Below are 17606 nucleotides of genomic sequence, written 5' to 3'. Positions count from 1 at the left end.
CGTCGGGTCCGGAAGGGGGTTGGGCAGGGTTTACGGGAGGTCTTGACACACTGGCACACTACCGGACATAGTCGTCTAGCAGTGAGGACACTGGCGGCTGATGTGATGCATCGCTCACGGATTCCGGGCATTTCGACCACTAACACCCCTTGTTTACAAGGCGTTAACATGAAACGCTTGACTCAGACGACCAAGGGGGCCCATGCGGGCCCCTTTCCTTTGGAGCCTCTCGTGAATGTTTTCACAAAAGGCACTATCTAGTTCTCACGAATGGAGTGACTGATCAGCATGGATTGGCGTAATCGCGCAGCCTGCCTCGACAAGGACCCGGAGCTCTTCTTCCCAGTGGGCAACACGGGACCAGCACTTCTGCAGATCGAGGAAGCCAAAAGTGTCTGCCGCCGCTGCCCGGTCGTAGACACCTGCCTGCAGTGGGCACTGGAGTCCGGCCAGGACGCCGGCGTTTGGGGCGGCATGAGTGAAGACGAGCGTCGTGCCCTGAAGCGTCGCGCTGCTCGCGCACGCCGCGCTTCGTAGGCCACAGAATCAAGAAAGGCCGCGGACCATTTGGTTCGCGGCCTTTCTTATTAATCCCCAACTACTGAACCCTGTCGTCTGAGCGGGTTCCGTATTCGTAGATTCGGAAGCCTACGCCCGCGCGAGGTTCAGTACGATTTCGACGGCTGTCCCTCCTCCGTCACGTGGCCTCCACTGAATGGATCCACCGAGCTCGCTCGTCACCAGTGTGCGGACAATCTGCAGGCCCAAGCCCTCGGTGTACTGTCCGTCCGGCAAACCTACGCCGTCGTCGGCTATGGTCACGGTCAAGAATTCGTCGTTGCCGTCGCCGTCTGCGCGGTCGGCCAGCAACCACACCGTTCCTGTTCGCCCCTCAAGCCCATGCTCAACTGCGTTGGTGACGAGTTCATTAATCACCAAGGCCAACGGAGTAGCAAAATCGCTGGGCAACTCGCCGAACATCCCGGATCGTTCCGTTCGCACTTGCTGGGACGGCGATGCCACCTCTGCAGACAGCCGGAACTGCCGTCCGATCAGCTCGTCAAAATCGACGCTCTGCGTCAGTCCCTGGGAGAGGGTCTCATGCACAAGTGCAATGGTGGCCACACGCCGCATTGCTTGTTCCAACCCCTGTTTCGCTTCGTCGCTGACCATGCGCCGGGACTGCATTCGCAGTAGAGCCGCCACAGTCTGAAGATTGTTCTTGACCCTGTGGTGGATTTCCCGGATGGTGGCATCCTTGGTGACAAGTTCCATCTCCCGGCGCCTTAGTTCCGAGACATCACGGCAGAGGACAAGGGCACCAAAGCGATGCTGCTCGTCCCGCAAGGGAATGGCCCGGAGGGAAAGACTGACACCCCTTGACTCAATCTCGCTGCGCCAAGGCATTCGCCCAGTGACAACCAAAGGCAATGTCTCATCCACCATCCTGCGGTCCTTAAGCAGGCCGGCAGTCACCTCCGCCAGAGACCGGCCTTCCAGCGACTCAACTTCTCCAAGCCGGCGGAAGGCTGATACGCCGTTGGGGCTGGCATACTGCACGATGCCCTCAGCATCGAGCCTGATGAGCCCATCGCCTACGCGCGGCGCTCCGCGCCTGGAGCCTGTCGGAGACGCGAAGTCAGGCCAGAGTCCGAGGGTTCCCATGCGAAGGAGGTCATACGCACACTGGCGATACGTCAGTTCCAGCCTTGACGGCATACGGGAGCTGGACAAGTCCATGTGGGACGTCACGACCGCGAGCGTCCTGCCGTTGCGCACCATGGGAACAGCCTCGACCCGGAGAGCCATCTCACTGCTCCAGCTCGTTTCGCTGGAACGCTCGATCGACCGACTGTTCCACGCCTTATCTACAAGGGGGCGAAGATCAGAGCGGATGCCCTCACCCACGAAGTCCGCGTGGAACACCGTATGGGATGTCGACGGACGTACGTGGGCGAGGGCGATATAGCCGAACTCCGGATGCGGAAACCACAATGCGAGGTCCGCAAAAGCCAAGTCAGCGACCATCTGCCAGTCACCGACGAGGAGGTGCAGCCATTCGGCATCTCCAGGCCCGAAATCAGCGTGTTCCCTGATGGGGTCTGTAAAGATTGCCACTGCACCTCCATTTGCGACGCCGGGAATTGCCCCTAGCGTCGAACGATTGACCTCAAGAGCCTTAATGCTACCGACAGTGAAGCCATGTCGTCGGCTTCCAGGGCGTTGACCTCATCAAACATGGTCTTGGCACGGCCGAGTTGCTCGGCATTCTGCCCTTCCCATGCCTTCAGCCGATCCTCAGCTGCGGCGCCGGACTCTGTCGACTCCAGCACTGACGTCGTCATATCCGCCACCGTTGAGTACAGGTCATCCCGAAGGGCTGCCCGCGCCAAGGCCTGCCAGCGGTCATCGCGCGGCAAGGAACTGATTCTTTCGAGCAGGGAGTCCGCATGGAATCGGTTGAACACGGTGTAGTAAACGTGTGCAACGTCCTCGACGCTGTCGCTCCCGGTCTGGGCAATCCGCGAGATATCCAAGAGCGCATAGCTCTCGAAGAGCTCTGCCCACCTGTGTGCAAGATGGTCTGGAAGGTGCCAGCCACGTGCTTTTTCCAGCCACGCCGAGATCCGGATTTTGTCCTCACCACGGAGATAGTCCAAAAGCTTGGCCCGCAACGGAGCCATGGTTGGCTTGAACGATTCCACAACCTCGGAAATTGGCCGCGAAGCCATTCCCTGACCCAGAACCCAGCGCACTGCCCGGTCGAGCAGTCGACGGATGTCCAGGTGGACTTCGCTCCAATGCTCTGTGGGGAATGAAGCCGGAAGTGCGTTCAACTCAGCAACCATCGGATCGAGGTCATAAATTTCGCGCAGGGCTACAAACGCTTTGGCAACTGCTACTTCATTGGCCGATGTTTCTTCGATGGCCCGGAACGCGAAGGTGATGCCGCCCAGGTTGATAATGTCGTTCGCTACGACAGTGGCGATGATTTCGCGCCGCAGCGGGTGGGTGTCCAGCTCCGCGTCGAACCTCTCCCGCAGTTGTTTCGGGAAGTAGTTGCGAATGGTGTCAGCGAACCAAGGGTCGTCGGCGAGGTTGCTGTCCCGCAACGCTGCTCCGAGCTCGATTTTCGCGTAGGCTGCCAAAACTGCCAGCTCGGGAGACGTCAGCCCCTGGCCCTGTTCCAACCTCGCACGAAGTGTGTCGGTGGTGGGCAGCGCCTCGAGATCGCGTTTGAGGTCGGCAGATTTCTCCAGCCAGTCCATGAGACGCTCGTAGCTGGGGCTCCAATCGGCAACACGGGTCCTGTCGTTGAGCAGCAGGATATTTTGGTCGATATTGTCCTGGAGAACGAGCCGTCCCACTTCGTCGGTCATGTCGGCCAGGAACGACGGGCGCTCCGCGGCGTCCAACTTGCCGGCCGCCACCATTCGATCAACGAAGATCTTGATGTTGACCTCATGGTCGGAACAGTCCACGCCGGCCGAGTTGTCGATCGCATCCGTATTAAGGATGACCCCTTGCAATGCGGCTTCGATGCGCCCCCGCTGAGTCAAACCGAGGTTTCCACCTTCGCCGACCACTTTGACCCGCAAGTCGCGGCCGTCCACACGAATGGCATCGTTGGCCTTATCTCCAACAGCAGCATGCGTCTCGGTACTTGCCTTGACGTAGGTGCCGATGCCTCCGTTGTACAAAAGGTCAGCCGGAGCCAGCAAAATCGCGCGAAGAAGTTCCGGCGGGCTTAGCTTCGTCGTGCCATCAGGCAGGCCCAGCGCTTTGCGGACCTGGTCCGAGACCGGGATGGTCTTTGCACTGCGCGTGTACACGCCGCCACCCTCGCTGATGAGCTTACGATCGTAGTCATCCCAGGAGGACCTGGGCAGCTCGAAGAGCCTCTGCCTTTCCGCAAAGGATGCCGCAGCATCCGGCGAGGGATCAAGGAAGATGTGACGGTGGTCAAATGCGGCCAAAAGCCGGATGTGGCGGGAAAGCAGCATTCCGTTGCCAAAGACGTCACCGGACATGTCGCCAACGCCCACAACAGTGAATTCTTCGGTCTGGGTGTCGAGGTCAAGTTCGCTGAAGTGTCTCTTGACTGATTCCCAGGCTCCCCTTGCTGTGATGCCCATGGCCTTGTGGTCGTAACCGACGGACCCTCCGGAGGCAAAAGCGTCACCGAGCCAGAAGCCGTAGTCGGCTGCCAATCCGTTGGCGGTGTCAGAGAACGTGGCGGTTCCCTTGTCCGCTGCCACTACGAGGTATGAATCGTCGCCGTCGTGCCTAACGACGTCCGACGGCGGCACAAGCGTCTCGCCCTCAGCTGAGGTCACAAGGTTGTCGGTGATATCAAGCAGTCCTCGAATGAAGGTCTTGTAGCTCTCGATTCCCTCTGCCATCCACGCTGCCCGGTCGACTGCGGGATTGGGCAGTTTCTTGGCAAAGAAGCCGCCCTTGGCTCCGGTCGGCACGATGACGGCATTCTTGACCGTCTGTGCCTTTACCAGGCCGAGGATCTCGGTACGGAAGTCTTCCCGGCGGTCTGACCAACGAAGTCCACCGCGGGCAACCTTGCCGAAGCGAAGGTGCACACCCTCCACTCTGGGTGAGTAGACCCAGATCTCGTACATCGGACGGGGGAAGGGGAGCCCCTCAATCGAGGTCGGATCGAGCTTGAAACTGAGGTATTCCTTGTTCTGGAAGTAGTTGGTCCGCAAGGTCGACTCGATAAGGTTCACAAATGTACGCAGGACACGGTCCGCATCCAGCGTGGCAACCTGTTCAATGGACTCCGCCAGGGCTGTCCGTGCAGCGGCTTGAAGCTCAGGCCGCTGATCTTCTGGAACGGAGGGATCGAAGCGCGCAGAGAAGAGTTTAGTGAGTCCTCGTGCAACATCCGGGTTGCCCAGAAGCGTGTCCGCTATGAACCCGAACGAGTTGGTGTTGCCCATTTGGCGCATGTACTTGGCGTACGCACGGAGAACCACTACCTGGCGCCAGTGCATGCCTTCACGGAGCACCAGGCGGTCAAAGTTGTCCGATTCCACGGAACCTGTGACGGCAGCGCCAAAGGAATCACCCAGGAGGTCCCCGGTCGCGAGGGGATCCACGCCTGCGGGGTACTTGAGCCCCAGATCGTAGAGGAAGAAGTCGCGATGGTCCGCAGTTTCGATTTCGAAGGGCCGCTCGTCCAATACCTCAAGACCGAGATTATGGAAGTAAGGAAGGATCTGGCTCAGGCTCTTGGGCTCCATCAAATAGAGCTTGACGCGGGCATCCTCTTCCAGCGCCTCTCCCGCCCCTTCAGGAAGGTACACATGAACACCGGGTTTGACCTGCTTGGTTACTTCCCCGGCCCGTTCCGCCTGCGCACCGTACCTCTCGAAGCGTTCGATGTCTTCCAGTGCGTCTTCGACTTCGTAGTCCACGCGATATCCGGCCGGGAATGCCTCGGCCCACAGGGCGGACAAGACGTCAGCATTGCCTGAAGGGCGGTGCTCGCGGAGAACCTCGGCGACACCTTCGCTCCAGGACCTGGAGGCCCTCATGAGACGATGTTCGAGCTCTTCAACGTTTACGTCAGCCAATTCGGCGGTGCGGGGCAGCCTGATCCTGAAGAAAACACGGGCCAAAGCGGACTCTGTTATCCGTGCCTCGTAGTCAATGCTTTCGGCCTGGAACGTTTCGCGGAGTTCCTGTTCGATCCTGAGGCGAACGCTGGTGGTGTACCGGTCGCGGGGCAAATACACCACTGCGGACATGAACCGGCCGTAGATGTCGGGACGGAGGAACAGCTTGGTCCGACGGCGTTCCTGCAGCCGCTGGATTCCGGTGGCCGTGGCGGCCAGGTCCGGAATCTCGATCTGGAACAGCTCATCGCGGGGGTAGGTCTCAAGGATTCCCAAAAGATCCTTGCCCGAGTGTGAATCAATCGGGAAGCCCGCGTTCCGAAGAACGGCATCGACCTTGTCCCGAACAATCGGGATGCTGCGCACAGATCCCGTGTAGGCGCTGGTCGCGAACAGCCCGATGAAGCGCCGTTCCCCGTTGACGTTGCCCATGGCATCGAAGCTCTTGACTCCGATGTAGTCGAGGTATGCGGGCCGGTGCACGGTGGACCGCGAGTTCGCCTTGGTGATCACCAAAGCACGCTTCTCCCTGGCACGCTTCCGCCCCGCATCCGTGAGGTGCTGGACCTGTCGCGTGGTGTCACCTGCGCGGAGGAGTCCCAGGCCGCTGTCTTCACGCAGCTGCAGGACGTCTTCGCCATCTTCGTCCACGAGGTCGTATTCGCGGTAGCCAAGGAAAGTGAAGTTACCGTTGTCCAGCCATCGCAGAAGGTCCTGGGCCTGCCTGAGTTCGGCGACTTGCTCGGGGTGCGATACGCCGCCAAGTGCTTCGGCCAACTCAAGCGCCTTGCTACGCATCTTGGGCCAGTCCTCTACGGCGGCCCTGACGTCGCCAAGGACACGCTGCAGTCCGGCCACCAATTCCGCGCGGGCATCATCGCTGACGCGGTCAATTTCGACGGCGATCCATGACTCCATGTGCGATGAGTTGTCCCCGTCGCCGAGGAGATGGGCGATGCTGGGCAGCGCAGCCGTGTCACCACTGGAAATTCCGACGTTGGACGGCACCCTTGAGATCTTGCGAAGCTCCCCGGAGACCCGGTCACGCGTGACCACGAACAAGGGGTGCATGACCAGCCTGATCGCGCAATTCTGGCGAACGAGTTCGGCATTGACAGAGTCGACAAGGAACGGCATGTCGTCCGTGACAATGTAGACAACGCTGCGGTCAGCTTCACCGGAGACCTCGACGACGGCGTTCCCGGGCTGACGGGATTGCGCGACGGTTCTGTGGTTTGTTGCCCGCGCTATCAGAACCTCAGGCGAATACGCGCGGGAATCCTCCTCTGCGAGGTGCTCATAGTAGTCACCGAAGAACCCTTCACGGACAACTGCTGCATCGGACCGATCCTCCACGCTGGATCCTGACGACATCTACAAACGCCTCCATCACATGTTGATTGCTGCGACTCTGCAGCCCACACCGCGAGCCTATCGCTTAAGGAGACGGAAGGCTCTGGTACTTCGGCCAAGGGAAATACGTTTTTGCTGGACAGGCGCACAGACCAGCTTGGCAATGGCGATGCGCAGTGCCGATTCCGGCGCCACTTCCAGCAGGACCGACCCTGAGAGCAGCGCGGCGTCGCAGGCGACCGGGTCAGCTGGCAAATAGGCGTCGATGCCCATTCCCGGGCCATAACGCTGCCATGCCTCCTCCAATTGCCGCTTGGGCGATGGGCCAACAGCTTCGCGCTTGACCTTGTTCAGCACCACGCGTGGGGATGCATGCGGAACCGCTGCTTCGAGTTCTGCCAGTCCACGGACCAAGCGCGGGACCCCGATGGCATCCGCCGCTCCCACCGCAAACACAACATCAGCCATCTCCAGGCTGCGGAGGGCAGCCGCGTTCCGCCGTGGGGCAAGGGTGTCGAAGCTTAATTCTTCGTCTGATTCCAAGCAGAAGCCCGTGTCCACCACAACAACATCTGCCACTTCCTTGGCCCTTTCGAGGACCATCGAGAGTGCTGCCGCCCTAAGCTCGGTCCAGCGGTCAGCGCGCGTCGTCCCTGTAAGCACCCGGAAGGAACCGCTATTGGTGAAGACAGGAATCGCCGCGACCTTCAGCGCTGTGACATCGAGCAGGCCCTGGTCCGCGAGCCTGCAGGCTTGGGCCAGACCAGCGGATTCGTCCAGGAGTCCAAGGACTGCAGACACACTTGCGCCATAACTGTCAGCGTCCACAAGGATGACGGATTGGCCCTCCGCTGCCAACTCTGCCGCGATGTTGACGGCAAGCACAGTTCTGCCGGGGGAACCGATAGGCCCCCACACTGCGAATACCCGCCCCGCGCCTCCTGGCCCTTCTTCAGCAGGTCCGGTGGTAGGCAGCTGCAGCAATTCCGCGCCCGGATCCGCGAATCCCATGTCGTGACCCGAGCCCAGCCGACCACCGATGCGTTCTCGACCAACAGCCTCAGCAATCTTCGCTGCGAGGGTTGATGGTTCTATCCCTGGATCAGCTGCGACGACTCCGATGGAGTGCAGGCGGTATGCTTCGGCAGGGTCATCTGTCAGGGCCAGGATTGACACTCCAACAGCTCCAAGGCGATCCACCAGGGTGGCAGTAAGTTCTTCGCTTCCCTCAGCTACCACAGCCGCCATCGCGAGGCCGCTTTGGCATGCGGCCATAAGTTCTGAGAGTTCAGAACAACGACGGACAACGGTCACGGGACCATGGAGGCTCTCCAGCCCGCCAACCACCGCCTCTTGGGCCGGCCCGACGGTAACAACCGGGATACTCATTGGCTGGAACCCGCGGGGTTCCAAACCACGGAAATATTGGCCTTGTTTGCTTGTGCACCCAGCAGTTGCGGCATCTGCTCATCCGTCACGAGCACCAGCAGTACGGTGGTTTTCGACGCGCCCAGCGCAGTGGCACCTGAGGTCACCTGGGCGATTTCTGCGCCCGGCAGCAACAGTTGCGGCTCATCGAATGCACTGCCCGCCCCTGGCATGGCTACCCAGACGTCAACCCGGGCGCCGGGAGTGGCTTGCTCGGGGAGTACTTCCTCCACTGAAATGGCAACGGGCTTCCGATTCAGGGCGTCAGCCTGCCCCAGGCTTCCCCGGGGTATGAGCTGGTTTTTCGCTACCCTCTGCAACGCCACCTGCCCGGCAGTCAGGCCGCTCTCGACTGTTACGTAGCTGGACTCGATGTCGTCCAGTCGGACTTTGGCAACGGACAGATCTGCGCCGGTGACCATCTGGCCCACCGCGATGTCTTCCCTGGCCGTGTAGACCTGGGTGGTCCTGTCGGCCGTGCCGATAAGTGCAATGACGCCGGCAATTGACGCCAGAACCAGCAGAACACCGACGAGAAGACGCGGATCCTTCCACGATGGCTTTTTCAATCGCGCCGCGGCGACATCTGCGCTTGGACCCATTTTCATGCTCCCCCGGTATGCGTTGTGGCTTAGTCGACAGACCTGCCCTCCTCATTTTCACTGGCGGCTCCGGCGGTGCCAAAGCCATCATGGGCAAATGGGCCGAAACTGTGGATAACTACATCAAACAGCGGCAACGGTGGCAATATGGATCCATGCCCCGATTCCTGACTCTTGCGGATGTCGCCGAACAACTCCAGATTAATTCGCCCCAGGCATACGCCCTGGTGCGAAGCGGTGAGCTGAAAGCCATACAGGTAGGTGGGCGCGGACAATGGCGAATCGAAGAGACGATGCTCGAGCAGTACATTCAGGACCGCTACGCAGAAGCAAGCCGCATGATCGAAGAGGCCAAGTCAAAGTCCGGCCAGCCTTAGAAGCTGCCCCGCCGGGCGTCTTGGCTACCGGTCGATGACAATGCTGCCAGCGAGTTGAACGGGATGGTCATCACTGCTGCCACATTTCCGGCCCGCCGCAGTTCGCCGTGCGCGACCACTGCAAGATCAAAATGGTCCCGGCCGACCCTGTCGATGACTCCTTGGAGCCTGTAGCCGTCTCCCACCCGGACGCTCAGATGAACCACCAGCTCGGCGCGATCCCTGGAAAGCGCCCTCAAGGCACTGGCGATCCCCGCCGGCTGCCGCATCCGGGGCGGTGGTTTCCGCGCCAGCCTCCCCAGCCCTTGGTATGAAAGCACGGACGTATGGGGAACCAGCCATTGCCGCGCCCCCTCCACAAGCACCAGCCACTCTCCCCCCAGGTGGCAAAGCTCTCCGCGAATGATGCTGCCCTCATGCAGCACAACTTTGATTTCTGCACCCATGGCCCCGCGGAGGCGGTCGCCCAGTTCAATGCCCGCAAGCTCAACCCTGGACCGTTCCGTTATCTCGGATTCCTCCTTCAGGGCACGTTCGGCCGAAAATTGTGCTTCCAAGTCGTCAAAGAGAGAGTCCCATCTCATGTGGTCAGACTAGGCTGCAGTATGAAGGCGGGTCGAATTCTTGTCTGCGGCCACACCACAATTGGACAAAGGGTACAAGGTGTGTTCAGAATGAGCCAGTAAGATCAAATCGCATCAAACTGCATCAAACGAAGCTTGGGGGCTTTGAATGGCACGAACATTACGCAGTGATATGGCCCTCGCTGCATCAATTCCTGGACTTGGATTGTTCCTCGTTCTAGTGGGTAACACCTTGGTGGGTCAATGGCAGGCCGCTCAGTATCACCACCAAGGCTTCTCCTTTGAGCACCTTCTTGGTCTACTCGTAAGCGCTGCAGGAGCTGCGCTTGTAGCGTGGTGGGTATTGTCCATGGTGCTTGCCTTCTTCGCCTCCGTCATGCATCGGAAGGGACAAGAGAAGGGAGCGGAGGCCCTCTCGAAATTCAGCCCCGCTTTCATGTTGCGACTGGCGGCAGCCGTGGTGAGCTTCAACCTTCTGGGGGCGCCCTTAGCGCTAGCATCCGCTGCCCCACCGGATCCCGGCTGGCAACCAGCTGCCGTGGGCACCGTACATCCTTTCCAGGCAGCCTGGACACCAACGTCCTTCGTGGGGGCAAGCGACATCTCGCCGACAGCCGACACAGCTACAGCTGGCACCCTGTCGGATGATCCGCGCTGGCAGCCACGACCCCCCGTGATTGAACCTGGGCTACTGAGCAGTGTGTCCTCGCGTCAGACATCGAATCCGAACCAAGCCAGCGTCATCGTCCAAACCGGCGACTCCCTGTGGTCGATAGCCGCATCAAGACTGGGACCGTTTGCCACTGACGTGGACATCGCCCTGGCTTGGCCTCAGTGGTACGAGGCCAACCGCTCGACAATTGGCAGTGACCCGGCCGTGCTGCTTCCTGGTCAAGTGCTGCGGGCCCCGATGCCCGGCTAACACCCCTCCCGATTCAATGGATGCCACCCACTCAGGGGCAACGTCCACGCCGCAAAGCTAATCCAGCGTCATCCCAGCAGAAGCCACCCGAGCAGAGCGTCCCCACGCTCCCGCTCACGTAGTGAATGCCAGAGGTATGACCATGACCATTGCAACCGCAAGCCGGGGTACAGGGCACCAGAACACCAAACGCACAATAGCCGCATACGGATCGAAGGGCTCGGAAATTGATGTGCGCTTGGTTGCGCGGAGCATTGCCCAGGCCGCTTTGGAAGTTCTTGCCGGCACTCGCCCGCTGAGTCAGCTGTCCCGCTCCCTTGACCCGGAATGCTATGTGTCTCTCCAGCATCGAGTAGCCCTGACACGGAAACACGCCGCCCGGGTCCGGGGAAGTTTGCACCCGCACCGCAGCCCCATGGTCCGCTCTGTTCGAGTCTGCTCCATATCCGAAACCATCTGTGAAGCCAGCATCGTTGTGGCGGAAGAACACAGGTGCCGCGCCATCGCCATGAGGCTGGAGCGCTTCGACGGCGTATGGCGGGTTACGGCGCTGGAAATCGGATAGCTTGCCGCGGCCCGACGGGGTGGCGATCAGCAGCGCAAAAGGGGCGAATCCCGGACGCTGAGTCCGGGATTCGCCCCGTTAATTAATGCTCTACAACTAATTAATGCTCTACAACCCCGTAGGGACCAGGCTCAGCGACGCTTCTTCTTCGCCGTTTTACGCTGCTCCTGGTTTGCCGCCTTGGCAGGGTTACCTGATCGACCTGACGCGCGGCCCTCGATGCGCGTTTGGGTGGCCCCATCCTCGCCCGGAGCCGTGTATTGCAACTGCGCCGGCCTCTCTGGCGCTTGCAAACCGGCAGCACGAATCTGGGGATCATGGTGTTCGGTGTGGGCACCAGCGGCAGTATCGTCCGCCACCACCACATCCTCGCCTGGTGTTACCTCTACCTCGAGGTTGTACAAGAAGCCGATGCTCTCCTCACGGATGGCTTCCATCATGCTCTGGAACATCACGAAACCCTCGCGCTGGTATTCCACCAAGGGATCCCGCTGGGCCATCGCCCGAAGACCGATTCCCTCCTTGAGGTAATCCATCTCGTACAGGTGTTCCTGCCACTTGCGCCCAATGACCGAAAGTACGACGCGGCGTTCAAGCTCACGCATGCTCTCAGAGCCAATGCTCTCCTCGCGGGCTTGGTACACAAGCCGCGCGTCGGAAAGGATCTCATCCTTCAGGAAGTCAGCCGTGACCTTTGACTTGCCTCCCGCTTCGTCGATGATTTCCTCAGCGGTCACCGTTGCCGGGTACAACGTCTTCAGGTTCGCCCAGAGTTGGTTGAAGTCCCAATCGTCGCCAGTTCCCTCGGCTGTGGCGGCATCGATAAGGGCATTGATGGTGTCTTCCAAGAAGTACTGGACCTTCTCGTGAAGGTCGTCGCCCTCAAGAATTCGACGGCGGTCGCCATAGATGGCCTCACGCTGACGGTTGAGTACATCATCGTATTTGAGGACGTTCTTGCGCTGTTCGGCGTTTCGGCCCTCCACCTGGCCTTGGGCCGAGGCGATGGCACGTGAGACGAGCTTGGATTCGAGTGCAACGTCATCCGGCACTGAGCTGTTCATGAGACGTTCTGCGGCCCCGGAATTAAACAACCTCATGAGGTCGTCTGTCAGTGACAGGTAGAACCGGGATTCACCGGGGTCGCCCTGACGTCCAGAACGTCCACGCAACTGATTGTCGATCCGACGGGATTCGTGGCGCTCGGTGCCCAGCACATAAAGTCCGCCAAGGTCCAGAACTTCTTCGTGCTCGTCCTTAACCGCTTGCTTGGCTGCGGCGAGAGCTTCCGGCCATGCGGCCTCGTACTCCTCCGAGTTCTCCTCAGGGTCCAGGCCACGCTTGGCAAGATCTGCAATGGCAGTAAACTCTGCGTTTCCGCCCAGCATGATGTCGGTACCGCGGCCTGCCATGTTGGTTGCCACTGTAACCGCGCCTTTTCGTCCAGCCTGCGCCACGATGGACGCTTCCCGTGCGTGATTCTTGGCGTTCAGGACTTCATGCCGGATGCCTTCTTTGGCCAGCAGCTTGGAGAGGTATTCGCTCTTCTCAACGCTGGTGGTACCAACAAGGACAGGCTGGCCGTTTTCGTGCCTTTCGGCGATGTCCTGAACGACGGCGTCGAACTTAACCACCTCGTTTTTGTAGACGAGGTCCGACTGGTCAATCCGTTGCATGTCGCGGTTGGTGGGAATTGGCACGACACCGAGCTTGTAGGTGCTCATGAACTCTGCGGCCTCAGTCTCGGCCGTACCCGTCATGCCTGCAAGCTTCGAATACATGCGGAAGTAGTTCTGCAAAGTCACTGTGGCGAGAGTCTGGTTCTCCGCCTTGATCTCGACGTTTTCCTTGGCTTCAATAGCCTGGTGCATGCCCTCGTTGTAGCGGCGCCCCGCCAGGATACGACCCGTGTGCTCGTCAACGATCAGGACTTCGCCGTCGAGGATGACGTAATCCTTGTCCCTCTTAAACAGTTCTTTGGCCTTGATGGCGTTGTTGAGGAAGCCAATCAGCGGCGTGTTTGCCGATTCGTAGAGGTTTTGGATTCCAAGGTAGTCCTCCACCTTTTCAATACCGGCTTCGAGCACACCAACGGTCCGCTTCTTTTCGTCCACTTCGTAGTCGACTTCAGGCTGCAGGCGGAGCACGACCTTGGCAAATTCGCTGTACCAGCGGTTGGTGTCACCCTGGGCGGGGCCGGAAATGATCAGCGGAGTACGTGCCTCGTCGATCAGGATGGAGTCGACCTCATCCACGATCGCGAAGTTGTGGCCGCGCTGCACGAGTTCACTGGCATCCCAGGCCATGTTGTCGCGCAGGTAGTCGAAGCCGAATTCGTTGTTGGTTCCGTAGGTGATGTCCGCGGCGTACTGCTGCCTGCGCACCGTCGGGTCCTGGTTGGAAAGGATGCAACCACTTGTGAGACCGAGGAACCTATAGACGCGGCCCATGAGTTCGGACTGGTATTCAGCAAGGTAGTCGTTGACCGTGACGACGTGGACGCCTTTGCCCGCGAGTGCGTTGAGGTAGGCCGGAGCGGTAGCCACAAGCGTTTTGCCTTCGCCGGTTTTCATTTCTGCGATGTTGCCCAAATGAAGTGCGGCACCACCCATAAGCTGCACGTCGAAGTGCCGCATGCCCAAGGTACGGGAGGAGGCCTCGCGAACAGCGGCGAAGGCTTCCGGCAGCAATGCCTCCAGCGTTTCTCCATCTTGATGGCGGGACCGTAAATGGTCCGTTTCCTCGCGGAGTTCGGCGTCCGTGAAGGACTTGAAGGAGTCTTCCAGGGCATTGATGGAATCGGCATAGTTCCGCAGTTGCTTGAGTGTCTTTTTATCACCCGTGCGGAGAAGTTTTTCGATTAGTGATGCCACGTGAAATTGCTCCCAGTCTCATGCTGCCGAATTCTGGCTGTTTCAGTCTACGGGAGAGACCAGCGCCACGTTGCCGTGTTCCACTGTGAGCGGACTGCCCGGCAGCCGGTGCCCTTTTATACGATCAGCACGACGGGCCACAGCCTCGGCGAGCATTCCGGCAAGATCCCCAACCGGCCACACCACCACTTCCTGAAGCCGGAGCCAGGCAGCCATGAGCTCCAGTTCGGCAGCAAGCTCGACGGCGGTTTCCGCCGGCGCGTCGGCCTCAGCAAATGCAGAGCGCACCAGGAGCTGACCGGATGCCCGGTCCGCCTTCAGGTCCACCCGGGCCACGATGCCATCCCGGAGCAGGAATGGTAGTACGTAGTAGCCGAATTGGCGCTTGGCAGCAGGCGTGTAGATCTCGATCCTGTAGTGGAAGCCAAACAGCTCCTCAAGTCGCCGCCGTTCAAAGACCAACGAGTCGAAGGGGCTCAGCAGCGCCCTGCCTGCGGCCTGGCGTGGCATCCTCGCGCTGACATGCCTGAAAGTATCCCGGTCCCAGCCACGGACCGATACCGGCTGGAGGCGGCCTGCCCGGACCAGGCGCCGGACGGAATCCGCTCCCGCTTTCAAGGGTGTCCGGAAGTAGTCGGAAAAGCATCGGACGGTGCCAATGCCATGGGCTTGGGCTGCTGCATCGATCAGACGATCGAGTGACTCTTCAGCGTTGATGTCCGACCGGGGCATGACGGGGACCACCCGGGATGTCAGGGTGTACTTGCGTTCAAATTGCGGTGTCCGCGAAGCTGCGGAAATCCGGCCTTGCTCAAACAGATGCTCCAGCACTCGCTTGACGATATTCCAGTTCCAGCCCCAGTTATCCCGTTCAGCCTGTTCGTCATGACCAAGCTGGGCGGTGAGTTCCGACGCCGTCATGGGACGCCCGGCCGTGAGGGCCATCAGAATGCGGTCCTCCATGTCCTGGCGAACGGCGGGCTCCAGGTGATGGGCACCCACCCAGGCCCGCTTTTGCCATACGAGCAGGTCCTGGAAGTGTTCCGGGCGGATAAAACTGGCCTCGTGAGCCCAATACTCCATCATCTTGCGGGGCTTCCGGCCGGCCATGGCTTGGAGGATCAGGGGATCATAATTTCCGAGCCGGGAGAAGAACGGAAGGTAGTGGCTTCGTGCCACCACATTCACGGAATCGATCTGGACGAGCTGGATCCGGGCAAAGGTCCGGCCCACCGCCCGTGGAGTCACGGGGCCGGTGGGCCGGACCTTTGCCAATCCTTGAGCTGCCAATGCGATCCGCCGTGCCTGTAAAAGGCTCAGCGAAGCGGTCATTGAAGTCCCTTCATACAGGAATTGACGGCTTACTTGGCGGTGGAAGCCTGATCATCAGAGCGATAGGCGTGGATCTTTTCCTCCACGGCTTCCTCGCCGGGTTCGCAGGTTGAATCGAGGGTAATCACACCGTAGGTCCAACCACTCCGACGGTACACAACCGATGGCGCATTGGTTTCCTTGTCCAGGAACAAGTAAAAGTTGTGGCCAACGAGTTCCATGCTGTCCACAGCATCATCGAGTGTCAGAGACGCTGCGGGGAATACCTTCCGGCGGATCAGAACGGGTGAATCGCCTGCCGGAATGTCGTTCTCGATCTCATAGGGAGAACGCTCGTCTGCCTGTGGCGCGGGCTCTTGGTGGTTGCTGGCCTCAACGTAGAGTGGCTCGCTAGCACTGGCTGGCTCGAGGGTCGCCGTGGCTTCCCGTACGGCTTTGGGCGTGTGACGCCCGTGGTGCACCTTTTTCCGGTCCTTTGCACGACGAAGCCTTTCAAGCAGCTTGTTGTACGCGAGATCGAAGGCAGCGAATTTGTCAGCGGCTGTGGCCTCGGCACGGATAACGGGGCCACGGCCCAAGACTGTCACTTCGACGGTGAGCTGGCCCGGCGTCTGCCGGGGATTGGTTTCCTTGGAAACCTTGGCGTCGACTCGCTGGACCTTATCCCCCAGCGATTCAATCTTCGAGATTTTCTCGCCGGCGTATTCGCGAAAGCGGTCGGAAACTGTGAGATTTCGTCCGCTGATCATGAACTCCATGGTGCCCTCCAAATAACTCAGGTGACACGACAACGGCGCTGTTAGGGGCTTGTCTGACGGACAGTCGAGCCCCTTTCCGAGCCGCTATCGACAGGTACATCTGTTCTTGGTACCCACAACCGACGTTAGTTCATCGCCACCCGTTATTCATCCTTTAGCCACTTATTTTTTGATTGAGTCTTAAGGCCTTCATGGGGGGTCGTACCCGGCAGCGGTTGAGGCGTAGGCTGGTGGCCTCGTGGCCGCGAGCACCACGGCACCGCAAACGACTCCCCCAGCGGCAGTAATTGCACGTGCTGCCTCAGCGAGGGTAGCCCCGGTGGTGAGGACGTCGTCCACCAGGATGCATCGCCTCCCACTGAGCCGTTTGGTCCAGCGGCGCCTGACACGCATGGATCCGCGGACCCTGCTGGCCCGCTCTCCCCTCCCGAGGCCCTTTTGTCCAGCGGCCTGCTTAGGGGCGCCCGTATCCAACACCGCCTCCGCCAGCCGTGCGGGCAGCCGCCAGAACACTGCAAGGATCACCCCGGACGCAGTTGGATCTCCACGTTTCTCAAGCACATCAAGGCTTGGGCAATACGGCAGGATACGGCGGAGGCGAATGCAACGAAGCACGAGATGGACCGGGCTGAATCCACGCCTGCGGTAGGCCCGGCCACTGGTCGGGACGGGGACAAGGCAGTATCCGGGCTGGCCCCCGATGGCAGCCTCCGCAGCCTTGCCGAGGCACTGTGCCAGAACCGCTGCCACACGCCACTGGCCAAAGCGTTTAAAGGACAACAGGCATCGCGCAAGTTCATCCCGGTAGGGTCCTGCTGCCACCACCCCGAGCTTCGCCGTGCCATCGACGTCAACCAAGGCAGGCGATTCACCTTCGGCGCGGAATGGTTGCTTGCATAGTTGGCGAACGTGTTTGGCGCAGTCGCCACACAATACTGTGTCCTCAGCCTCGCAACATACACATTCAACCGGAACCAACAGGGCAAGCAAATCCGTCAATGTTCCGTGCAGCGCGGCAAAAAGACGGCCGGGTCTGCTGTGGTCCCAACCGCGCCGACGCGCACCGGCAGGGTCCGGTGCAATAAGGTCGGGGTCGAGCCGGCGTCGGATCCGCCGGCCTTGGGGCCCTGCGTTGCTGTCGAAGAGAGTCATCCTGAAAGCTTGGGCTTCCAGTGACTG

12 protein-coding genes are annotated in these 17606 nt (G+C 60.2%); 3 read left to right on the top strand and 9 right to left on the bottom strand.

What is annotated here, in order from left to right:
• Positions 1-288 precede the first annotated feature (288 nt).
• Positions 289-537, top strand: coding sequence for a WhiB family transcriptional regulator (locus N7568_RS12325; protein ID WP_003804966.1), 249 nt, complete (start codon positions 289-291; stop codon positions 535-537).
• A gap of 111 nt (positions 538-648) precedes the next feature.
• Here N7568_RS12325 and N7568_RS12320 read toward each other — a convergent pair whose 3' ends face one another.
• The 4 genes from N7568_RS12320 to N7568_RS12305 are packed head-to-tail and all read right to left on the bottom strand — an operon-like array spanning position 649 to position 9016.
• Entirely contained in the window at positions 649-2118 is a 1470-nt protein-coding gene (locus N7568_RS12320; RefSeq protein WP_261610117.1) for a sensor histidine kinase, read from the bottom strand.
• Between the two features lie 32 nt (positions 2119-2150).
• Entirely contained in the window at positions 2151-7007 is a 4857-nt protein-coding gene (locus N7568_RS12315) for an NAD-glutamate dehydrogenase (RefSeq protein ID WP_261610116.1), read from the bottom strand.
• A 57-nt stretch (positions 7008-7064) separates the two neighbouring features.
• Positions 7065-8375 carry an AAA family ATPase gene (locus tag N7568_RS12310; protein WP_261610115.1) on the bottom strand — a complete coding sequence of 437 codons (1311 nt, stop codon included), beginning with the start codon at positions 8373-8375 and terminating at the stop codon, positions 7065-7067.
• Positions 8372-9016, bottom strand: coding sequence for an SAF domain-containing protein (locus N7568_RS12305; RefSeq protein WP_261610114.1), 645 nt, complete (start codon positions 9014-9016; stop codon positions 8372-8374). Before N7568_RS12305 ends, N7568_RS12310 begins: the two co-directional genes overlap by 4 nt.
• A gap of 155 nt (positions 9017-9171) precedes the next feature.
• Between N7568_RS12305 and N7568_RS12300 the strand changes: the two genes are divergently transcribed.
• Complete coding sequence (locus tag N7568_RS12300; protein WP_261610113.1) at positions 9172-9393, top strand: helix-turn-helix domain-containing protein; 222 nt, start codon at positions 9172-9174, stop codon at positions 9391-9393.
• Here N7568_RS12300 and N7568_RS12295 read toward each other — a convergent pair.
• A complete protein-coding gene (locus N7568_RS12295) occupies positions 9390-9977 on the bottom strand; it encodes a hypothetical protein (protein WP_261610112.1) in 588 nt (195 codons plus the stop codon). The two genes, N7568_RS12300 and N7568_RS12295, sit on opposite strands and share 4 nt — an antisense overlap.
• 1064 nt (positions 9978-11041) lie before the next feature.
• Between N7568_RS12295 and N7568_RS12285 the strand changes: the two genes are divergently transcribed.
• Positions 11042-11464, top strand: coding sequence for an Rv3235 family protein (locus tag N7568_RS12285; RefSeq protein WP_261610111.1), 423 nt, complete (start codon positions 11042-11044; stop codon positions 11462-11464).
• Between the two features lie 131 nt (positions 11465-11595).
• Here the strand turns inward: N7568_RS12285 and secA are convergent, their stop codons facing one another.
• From secA to N7568_RS12265, 4 genes are all read right to left on the bottom strand, one after another.
• Entirely contained in the window at positions 11596-14337 is a 2742-nt protein-coding gene (gene secA / locus N7568_RS12280) for a preprotein translocase subunit SecA (protein ID WP_261610110.1), read from the bottom strand.
• Positions 14338-14379: 42 nt separating this feature from the next.
• Complete coding sequence (locus N7568_RS12275; protein WP_261610109.1) at positions 14380-15669, bottom strand: winged helix-turn-helix domain-containing protein; 1290 nt, start codon at positions 15667-15669, stop codon at positions 14380-14382.
• 29 nt (positions 15670-15698) lie between these two features.
• On the bottom strand, positions 15699-16427 hold the full coding sequence (gene hpf, locus N7568_RS12270) for a ribosome hibernation-promoting factor, HPF/YfiA family (protein ID WP_261610108.1): 729 nt from the start codon (positions 16425-16427) through the stop codon (positions 15699-15701).
• A gap of 189 nt (positions 16428-16616) precedes the next feature.
• Positions 16617-17285 (bottom strand): ComF family protein, encoded by a 669-nt coding sequence (locus N7568_RS12265; RefSeq protein WP_261610107.1) that lies wholly within the window; start codon positions 17283-17285, stop codon positions 16617-16619.
• Positions 17286-17606: the final 321 nt, after the last annotated feature.

This window comes from Paenarthrobacter aurescens (assembly GCF_025421775.1).
GTDB lineage: Bacteria > Actinomycetota > Actinomycetes > Actinomycetales > Micrococcaceae > Arthrobacter > Arthrobacter aurescens_B.
Note: the sequence above shows the minus strand (reverse complement) of the source record. Positions and strands in the feature narration are given on the sequence as shown.

Bases quoted from the DNA above. Each gene is read 5' to 3' on its own strand.
- N7568_RS12325 (WP_003804966.1), top strand. From the start codon at position 289: ATGGATTGGCGTAATCGCGCAGCCTGCCTCGACAAGGACCCGGAGCTC.
- N7568_RS12315 (WP_261610116.1), bottom strand. From the start codon at position 7,007: ATGTCGTCAGGATCCAGCGTGGAGGATCGGTCCGATGCAGCAGTTGTC.
- N7568_RS12310 (WP_261610115.1), bottom strand. From the start codon at position 8,375: ATGAGTATCCCGGTTGTTACCGTCGGGCCGGCCCAAGAGGCGGTGGTT.
- N7568_RS12305 (WP_261610114.1), bottom strand. From the start codon at position 9,016: ATGGGTCCAAGCGCAGATGTCGCCGCGGCGCGATTGAAAAAGCCATCG.
- N7568_RS12300 (WP_261610113.1), top strand. From the start codon at position 9,172: ATGCCCCGATTCCTGACTCTTGCGGATGTCGCCGAACAACTCCAGATT.
- N7568_RS12295 (WP_261610112.1), bottom strand. From the start codon at position 9,977: ATGAGATGGGACTCTCTCTTTGACGACTTGGAAGCACAATTTTCGGCC.
- N7568_RS12285 (WP_261610111.1), top strand. From the start codon at position 11,042: ATGACCATTGCAACCGCAAGCCGGGGTACAGGGCACCAGAACACCAAA.
- N7568_RS12275 (WP_261610109.1), bottom strand. From the start codon at position 15,669: ATGACCGCTTCGCTGAGCCTTTTACAGGCACGGCGGATCGCATTGGCA.
- hpf (WP_261610108.1), bottom strand. From the start codon at position 16,427: ATGGAGTTCATGATCAGCGGACGAAATCTCACAGTTTCCGACCGCTTT.